The organism is Mycobacterium sp. (genome assembly GCF_025965855.1).
Classification (GTDB): domain Bacteria; phylum Actinomycetota; class Actinomycetes; order Mycobacteriales; family Mycobacteriaceae; genus Mycobacterium.
Window position 1 is genome coordinate 1 of sequence record NZ_JAOPWB010000102.1, and the last position, 5,255, is coordinate 5,255.

5 protein-coding genes and 2 pseudogenes are annotated in these 5,255 nt (G+C 69.6%); 2 read left to right on the forward strand and 5 right to left on the reverse strand.

All coding sequences use genetic code 11. The annotated features are described in order from the left end of the window. A pseudogene (locus JWP83_RS07610) lies at positions 1-150 on the reverse strand (PadR family transcriptional regulator); the annotation flags it as partial. 208 nt (positions 151-358) lie between these two features. Here JWP83_RS07610 and JWP83_RS07615 point away from each other — a divergent pair. Continuing rightward, entirely contained in the window at positions 359-748 is a 390-nt protein-coding gene (locus JWP83_RS07615) for a hypothetical protein (RefSeq protein ID WP_297728029.1), read from the forward strand. On the opposite strand, the gene JWP83_RS07620 is transcribed toward JWP83_RS07615, so the two are convergent. Further along, positions 745-1,608: an RDD family protein gene (locus JWP83_RS07620; protein ID WP_297728035.1), complete on the reverse strand. Its 864-nt coding sequence runs from the start codon at positions 1,606-1,608 to the stop codon at positions 745-747. The genes JWP83_RS07615 and JWP83_RS07620 overlap by 4 nt on opposite strands. 77 nt (positions 1,609-1,685) lie before the next feature. Here JWP83_RS07620 and JWP83_RS07625 point away from each other — a divergent pair, with 77 nt between their 5' ends. Then, positions 1,686-2,678, forward strand: a complete 993-nt coding sequence (locus tag JWP83_RS07625) for a stage II sporulation protein M (RefSeq protein ID WP_297728038.1) — start codon at positions 1,686-1,688, stop codon at positions 2,676-2,678. Between the two features lie 71 nt (positions 2,679-2,749). On the opposite strand, the gene JWP83_RS07630 is transcribed toward JWP83_RS07625, so the two are convergent. From JWP83_RS07630 to JWP83_RS07640, 3 genes and pseudogenes are all read right to left on the reverse strand, one after another. Next, entirely contained in the window at positions 2,750-4,072 is a 1,323-nt protein-coding gene (locus tag JWP83_RS07630) for a DUF58 domain-containing protein (protein WP_297728041.1), read from the reverse strand. Next, positions 4,072-5,049, reverse strand: coding sequence for a MoxR family ATPase (locus tag JWP83_RS07635; RefSeq protein ID WP_297728045.1), 978 nt, complete (start codon positions 5,047-5,049; stop codon positions 4,072-4,074). Before JWP83_RS07635 ends, JWP83_RS07630 begins: the two co-directional genes overlap by 1 nt. Then, positions 5,046-5,255, reverse strand: a pseudogene (locus tag JWP83_RS07640) (hypothetical protein); the annotation flags it as partial. The gene JWP83_RS07635 and the pseudogene JWP83_RS07640, both read right to left, overlap by 4 nt.

The window sequence follows — 5,255 nt, forward strand, 5'->3', positions numbered from 1 at the left end:
GTGGTCGCGGAGGTGTTCGCGGAATTCCCGCCGGGCCTGGCGCCTGGCGTCGTGCAGGGCGCGGCGGTCTACCGGGCCGGGGCCGAAGCCGAATCCGAGGCCGGGCCGGCCGGTGAAGGGTCCCTCGGGGGGAGTGAATGGGTTGCTCATGGTTGGTAGTCCTCTCGATGGCTTGGGGTAGCGCGCCGATCACGCGGTACGGTATATCACGATATATCGTAAACTAACGTGATGCAACGAGATATTCCGATAGACGGAGCCCGCGGCGGGCAGTGCCACGCTGACCTGCGGAAAGCGAATTTGGGCCTGGGTCGGCCGCGCGGTTTGCATCCCCCGGGCGACGGGTAGGAACTGAGGGATGGACGCTAACAACAACCTGACGGTCGGCAGCGGGACCCAGAGCGTGGCCGAGCCCACGTGGGGGAAGGGCACCCGGGGCCGGAGCGTGAGGCCGTGGGTCAACTGGGGGTTGGCGCTGGCGACGGTGCCCGCAGCGGCCATCGTGATGCTCTTCGCGCTCGGTGCGGTGATGAGCACCGATGGATGCAGCGACCGCAGCTGCCCCAACCTGGGCCGCGGCGGCATCGATTTCGGCGTCGCGTTCTATGGCGCACCGGTGGTGGCGTTTGTCGTCCTTGTCATCTCGTTCTTCACCGCAAAACGCCGCGGCGGCATCGCGGTTCCGCTGGTCGGTTGGGCGCTGCTGATCGCCGACGTCGCGCTCATGGCGGTGGCCGTCTCCAGTTAGCCCGGCGGCGAGAAACCGCCGGAATCCGCCTCCGGCCCCGGGGCCGGCTGCTGTCGGGGCTGTTGCGGCCAGGGCGCGGCCGGTGGGCCCGGCGGTGGCCGGGGTCCCGTGGCAGGCAATTGAGGGCGCATTCGCGCCAGTTCGCGGCGGTGCCGCTCGGCGAGCACGGCGGCGAGCACCAGCTCCGGCGGGGCGCCGGGCGGCGGCGGCGGGGCGATGCGTGACACGACGTCGGCGCCGATCCGGTACGCCATCTGTAGGCGCATCTGGTGGTCGAGTTGCGATGCGCGGGACAGGAATTGGCGCGCCACCTCGGCCTGCCCCGCGCCCAGTCCCGACAGCTGCAGCGAGGACGCCCACCACGCCAGCGACGGTGGCATCATCGGCGGCGGGCTCATTCGAGGCCCGCGTTCGCTGACGACGACCGTGCCGGCGAAGACGTCGCCGATGCGCTTGGCCTTCGGTGAGATCATGCTGCAGATGACCGCGGGACTCCCCGCGAGCATCCAAATCTCCACCACCGACGCCAGCGCGCGAAACATGGCCTGCCGGAAGCGTTCTGGGCCGCCGTCCTCGGACACCACTCGCAGGCCCATCGCGATCTTGCCCACCGACCTTCCCCGCGTGGCGGTTTCGAATGCCAACGGGTAGCCGACGATCACCAGCACCGTGAAGATGAGCAGGATGGCGGCGCTCAGCGCCGTGTCGAACTGAGTCAGGGTGGCCGCCCACAACATCAGGCCGAGCACGTAGCAGACGAAGATCACCGTGATGTCGATCAGCGCGCCGACCGCCCGCACCGGCAACTGGGCGATCTGCACGTCGAGCACCACGGCGTCCCCGGTCACGACCTCCGACATAACACCGAACGGTACAGGGTGCCAAGGTGCCACCGACCGCGCTCGGCGGCGCCGAAGATGCGATTAGGCTGCGCAGAGTGGACGTCGACGCATTCGTGCTGACCCATCGCGGGACGTGGGACCGGCTCGACCAGTTGGTCAGCAGACGCCGGTCCCTGACCGGCGCGGAGGTCGACGAACTCGTCGAGCTCTACCAGCGGGTCTCCACCCACCTGTCGATGCTGCGCTCGGCGTCCTCGGATTCGCTGCTGATCGGTCGGCTGTCGAGTCTGGTCGCGCGGGCCCGCTCCGTGGTGACCGGTGCGCACGCGCCGCTGAGCAGTACGTTCGTCCGGTTCTGGACGGTGTCGTTCCCGGTGGTTGCGTACCGCACCTGGCGGTGGTGGTTGGGCACGGCGGTGGCGTTTTTCGCCGTCGTGGTGATCATCGCGATGTGGGTGGCCGGCAATCCGGAGGTGCAGTCCGCCATCGGAACACCAAGTGACATCGACGAATTGGTCAACCACGATGTCGCGTCCTACTACAGCGAACACCCCGCCGCCGCGTTCGCCTTCCAGGTCTGGATCAACAACTCCTGGGTTTCCGCGCAGTGCATCGCGATGTCGGTCGTGTTGGGACTGCCGATCCCGATCATCCTGTTCAACAACGCCGCCAACCTCGGGCTGATCGCGGGGCTGATGTTTCAGGCCGGCAAGGGCGGCATCCTGCTGGGCCTGCTGGCCCCCCATGGGCTACTGGAGCTGACGGCGGTATTCCTCGCGGGCGCAACGGGGATGCGACTGGGCTGGTCGGTGATTTCGCCCGGGAATCGCCCCCGTGGGCAGGTGCTCGCCGAACAGGGCCGTGGCGTCGTCTCGGTTGCCGTCGGGCTGGTGGGTGTCTTGCTCGTCTCGGGGCTCATCGAAGCGCTGGTGACGCCGTCACCGTTGCCGACGATCGTCCGGGTGGGCATCGGAGTCATCGCCGAGGCCGCGTTCCTGTCGTACATCGTCTATTTCGGCAGGCGCGCGGTGAACGCGGGTGAGACCGGCGACGCCGAAGACGCGCCCGACGTGCTGCCGACTCAGTGAGCCGCGAAAGTGCAACTAGCGACGTGTTTTCCGAGTAGGACCGTCGGTAGTTGCACTTTCGCGGAATGAAACTAAAGCCGCCCGGTGGCTTTCATCGCCAGATAGCGGTCGGCAAGGGCGGGCGCGATATCGGTCGGTGGGGCGTCGACGACCTCCACCCCGCCGCGGCGCAGCCGCGTCGCGATCGCGCCCCGATCGTTGCGGGACCATTCCGCGGCCGCCGCGTCATAGACGGCGGCCGCATCCGAGCGCCCGGCGGCCATCTGGTCGACGCGCGGGTCGCCGACGGCGGCGATCATCACATGGTGCTTGGCCGATAGCTGCGGCAGCACCGGCAGCAGGCCCTCGTCCAAGGCGGTTGCGTTCAGGTCGGTCAGCAGCACCACCAGCGACCGCCGCCGGGTGCGCCTTAGGATGGCGGCAACCATTGCACGCCAATCGGATTCGATCAGCGCCGGCTGCAGCGGAGCCATCGCCTCGACCAGCTGTGCGAGTAGCTCGGTGCGCGACGCGCCGAACACACCGGCGCGGCCCACCCGGTCGTGGGCGAGAAAGTCGACGTGGTCGCCGGCCCGCGACGCGAGCGCGGCCAGCAGCAGGGCGGCGTCCATCGACCAGTCCAGCCGCGGCCACCCCGCGGGATCGGAGGCCGTCGGGTCGACACCGACGCGACCCGCCGCGGTGCGACCGGTGTCGAGCACGATCACCACCCGCCGGTCGCGTTCGGGCCGCCAGGTGCGGACCACGACGTCGGCGCGTCGCGCGGACGCGCGCCAGTCGATCGAGCGCACGTCGTCGCCGACGACATACTCACGCAGCGAATCGAATTCGGTTCCCTGCCCGCGTATCAGCGTCGGCAAGAGGCCGTCGATCTCCCGCAGCTTGGCGAGCCGCGACGGCAGGTGCTTGCGCGACAAAAACGGCGGCAGCACCCGGACGAGACCCGGCACCGACTGCGAACCCTGCCGTCCGGCCAACCCCAGCGGCCCGATCGATCGCGCCGTGACCGCGGCAGCGCGCTGATCGCCGCGGCGAACCGGTCGCAGCCGGGTCTCGAGCGGCTGACCCTGCCCGGCCGCGATGTTGACGGCGTGAATGCGCGGCTCGGCACACGCGCTGGGCGGCCAGGCGTCGCGGATCTGCCCGCGGAACCGGCGGCGGCCGTCGTTGTGGACCTGCAGGCCAATCTTCACCTGCTGCGCGAGCCGGGTCGAGCAGTCCGGTGAACGGGTGTAGCGCAACCGGCGGGTGCTGGCGGCCAGCGCGGCGTCGACGACCACCAGTGCGGACACCAGCGCAAGAAGCGCCACGAAAGCCGTTGCCGGCCAAGGCGCTACCGCGATGGGCAGAACGCAGATCAGCGCCAGCAGCCCGGTCCGTCCGGTCAGGATCACTAGCGGGGCACCGGTACCGACGCCAGGATTCCGTCGAGCACACCGTCGGGCGTCGCCCCTTCGAGCTCCGCCTCGGGGCGCAGCATCACCCGGTGCCGCAATGTGGGGCGGGCCATGGCCTTCACGTCATCGGGGGTGACGTAGTTGCGGCCGGACAGCCACGCCCAGGACCGCGCGGTGCCCAACAGCGCCGTTGCCCCGCGCGGCGAGACGCCCAGCTGCAGCGAGGGGGAAGAGCGGGTGGCCCCGACGATGTCGACGATGTAGCCCAGCACCTCGTCGGCGACCAGGACTTGTTGCACCGCCAGCCGCCCGGCCGCAAGCTCGTCCGGCCCGGCCACCGCGTTGATCGCCGACAGGTCACGGGGATCGAAGCCCTGCGCGTGCCGGTGAAGGATGGCGATCTCGGCGTCGCGCGACGGCAACGTCACGTTCAGCTTGAGCAAAAAGCGATCCAGCTGGGCTTCGGGCAGCTGGTAGGTGCCCTCGTATTCGATCGGGTTCTGCGTCGCGGCGACGATGAACGGGTCGGGCAGCGGCTTCGCTTCGCCCTCCACGCTGACCTGACGCTCTTCCATCGCCTCGAGCAGCGCGGCCTGGGTTTTGGGCGGGGTGCGGTTGATCTCGTCGGCAAGCAGCAGGTTGGTGAACACCGGACCCGGCCGGAACGTGAACGCCGCGGTGCGCGCGTCGTACACCAGTGAACCCGTGACGTCGCCCGGCATCAAGTCGGGGGTGAACTGCACCCGCTTGAACTGCAGCTGCAGTGCGGCCGACATCGCCCGCACCAGCAGCGTCTTCGCCACTCCCGGAACACCTTCCAGCAGCACGTGGCCGCGGCACAAAAGCGCGATCACCAGGCCGCTGACCACCCCCTCCTGCCCGACGACGGCCTTGCCGAGCTCGGCTCGCAACGCCAGCAGCGCCTCGCGCGCCGATTCAGCGGTGGGGGTCTGGCCGGGAGATGGTTGCGTCACGTTCGTGTGACCTGCCTTTCGATGTCGTCGAGCGCACGGGCAAGTTGTAGCAGGTCGTGGTCGGTGGCCGGCGGCGGCCCGAACAGGTGGTAGGAAACGAATCCCGGGTCGGCGCCGCTGCGTTGGGCCACGGTCGTCACCACCGCGGGCGCCGGCGCGCCCGGGCCGAGGCCCAGCCGGGGCAGCAGCCGCTGCACGGTGGCGGT